This is a genomic window from Salipiger sp. PrR002 (assembly GCF_010500775.1).
Lineage (GTDB): Bacteria > Pseudomonadota > Alphaproteobacteria > Rhodobacterales > Rhodobacteraceae > Salipiger.
In genome coordinates, this window is record NZ_JAAGOU010000080.1 from 1 (window position 1) to 2,554 (window position 2,554).

Sequence of the window (2,554 nt, forward strand, 5' to 3'; positions counted from 1 at the left end):
TACTCGGAACGGGTCGAGAGCCATGCCGAGATGTCGAAGCGGGTGAACCAGTCCAAGGCCGCCTCGGAATGACCCGTCGCGGCGGGCGCTCAAGCCTATGACACATCCGCAGAGTGGGGCTTTCGCGGGCGGATTGGCCCGTGTCGGCGGCGGCATTGACCGGGCGTGGCGGGTCGTGGGGCTCGACCCCCACGGTTTCGCGCAGCGACAGCCGGAGCGAGCAGAACGGCTGGCGATCTGGCTGCTGGGGGTCGGCGCCACCGTGGGGTATGGCGCGTTCTATTACATCTTCGCCGCTCTCCTGCTCAGCTGGGAGAGCGTGCAGCCCTGGGGTGCCGAGGTGGGCAAGGGCTGGCTCACGCTCGCCTTCATGTGCGCAACACTGACCGGTGCCGCCGTCTCGCCCTTTGCCGGGCGGATGGTGGACCGGGGCCGGGGGCGCTGGCTGCTGAGCGGCGGCATGGCGCTGGGGGCGCTGTCGCTGCTGCTGCTGGCCTCGGCGCAGAGCTATTGGGTGTTCCTGCTGGCATGGCTCGGCCTCGGCATCGCCGAGGGCTGCTGCCTTTACGAGCCGTGCTTTTCCTTCGTCACCCGCACCACACATGAGCGCGCGCGGGCCAATATCACCCGCATCACGCTGGTGGCGGGCTTTGCCTCGACGCTGGCCTATCCCTCGGGCGCCTTTCTGGCCGAAGCCTTGGGCTGGCGTGGCGCGGTGCTGTGCTTTGCCGGGGTGGTGGTTCTGGTCGGGCTGCCCGCGATGTTCGCGGGTGCCACGATGCTGGAATGCTGCCCCGAGGACGCCCACACGCCCGAGCGTCGGGCCGAGGACCGCGCGGCCTTTGTCGCGGCCCGTGCGCGCCCGGAATTCTGGCTGATCCTTGTCGCCTTCTCGCTGATCGGGCTCGCCTATGCGCTGCTGCTGACCCATATCATGCCGATCCTCACAGACCGCGGGCTGAGCCTTGGTCAGGCGGTTCTCGCGGCGTCGATGTTCGGGCCGATGCAGGTTGCCGGGCGCTTGGCGATGATGCTGGCGGGCCACCGGGCGTCGGGGCTGAAGGTGGCGGCGACCTCCTTTAGCGGCATCCTCTGTGCCATCGCGGTGCTGCTGTTCATCGTGCCCGCGGCGCCCTTGGCGGGGTTTGCCTTCGCGCTGCTCTTTGGCGCCAGCTTTGGCCTTGTCAGCATCCTCAAGCCGGTGGTCATGGCCGAAGTGCTGGGCCGCCGCGCCTTCGGCATGATCGCGGGGTTCATGGCGGTGCCCTTCCTGATCGTCGCCTCGGTGGCACCGCAGGCAGGGGCACTGCTGTGGCGTGTCGGCGGCTACGATCTGGCGCTCTGGGTGGCACTGGCGGCGGCCTGCCTTGCGCTGGTCACGCTGCTGGTGCTGATCGGACGGGTACCGCGGTCAAGCAACTTCTGATTGCTGGACAGGGCGAGGGAGAGGTTGAAAACAAGACTTGCGCGGCGCGCCGCCTCGGAAGGCCAAATCCTGATTGCACAGCATTTCCCTGCCCGTTCGACAAGCGGGCAGGAAAGGTGCCTGTCGGCGTCTTGCGTCGATGCTTCTAAGCACCGCCGCCGCAGCGCAGCGTGCAGGCGATGGCGGACAGTGCTATCATCTTGCTGAGCGCGGCATGCCCGTCTTGGCCAGAGCGCGACGGAGGGGCCTCCTAACGGGCGGACTGCTGAAGCAAAACGACGTACTTTCCTGCAGGTCGCCGCGCTCGCCCAAACCCAATAAGTCTCAAGCCGAAGCGATGTATGCTCAACCCAGCGGGTGCAGAATGTGCAAGGGGCCTATGGGGCGCACAACCGGTTGCGCCGAGAGATAGGCGACATTCCGCTGCAAAAGTAGAATGCACAATTCTGTCCGGTACCGACATCGAATTTCAACATAGCGTTACATTGGTGAGGACATGGTGTCGGGAGGGGGGTGACGATCATGAAGGGGGTGCGGTTCGCACGCGGCACTCGAGTAGTAATCCAGCCAGACGGATGGCATGATCCAAAGCTTGGCCTGATCACCGACGGTCCTTTGCTCATTGCAGATGGTCCATTCTTCAAGGTACGGCTGCACGAGTATGAAGCCTGGCATCCAGTTGAGCATATTGGCCCTTACCTGCGTTTGGTGGCACAGGAAGTGTAAGGTGGCCCCCACAAAAGGTAGGCTTGCGATCCCGCAGCGCGCGCGCTGAGAATCCCTATTCTCGCGTACCTCAATCAGTGGCATGCTCGATCGTCACAAAGAGGGTGCGGCGGGCCGAGAGCCCGCGCCACCTGCGCCTTGCCGACGGCGCCCTTCCAGCGCGGCGTTTATCCGGGTGCCTCCCATGCTTTTCGATCTCGGCTCCTACGCGCCTCAGGGCGCCCTTCTTCTGGTGGCTACCGTCTTTTCCCTGTTCCTGACCGAGCGCTTCGCCGCCGAGGTCACCGCCCTTGGCGGTGTGGCCGTGGCGCTGCTGCTCGGCCTCGTGAGCACCGACGATGTGCTCAAGGCGCTGAGCAACTCCGCCCCGGCCACCATCGGCGCGATGTTCGTGCTGAGCGC

The 2,554-nt window shown here is 65.7% G+C and carries 2 protein-coding genes and 1 pseudogene; all 3 read left to right on the plus strand.

Annotation, left to right across the window (positions count from 1 at the left end; translation table 11 throughout):
• Positions 1-97 precede the first annotated feature (97 nt).
• Entirely contained in the window at positions 98-1,426 is a 1,329-nt protein-coding gene (locus tag G0A00_RS26160; protein WP_164185608.1) for an MFS transporter, read from the plus strand.
• A 513-nt stretch (positions 1,427-1,939) separates the two neighbouring features.
• Entirely contained in the window at positions 1,940-2,152 is a 213-nt protein-coding gene (locus tag G0A00_RS26165) for a hypothetical protein (RefSeq protein ID WP_164185607.1), read from the plus strand.
• A gap of 184 nt (positions 2,153-2,336) precedes the next feature.
• A pseudogene (locus tag G0A00_RS26170) lies at positions 2,337-2,554 on the plus strand (SLC13 family permease); the annotation flags it as partial.

What these genes read in the sequence shown, in the direction of transcription:
- G0A00_RS26160 (WP_164185608.1), top strand. Translation starts at nt 98, where the DNA reads ATGACACATCCGCAGAGTGGGGCTTTCGCGGGCGGATTGGCCCGTGTC.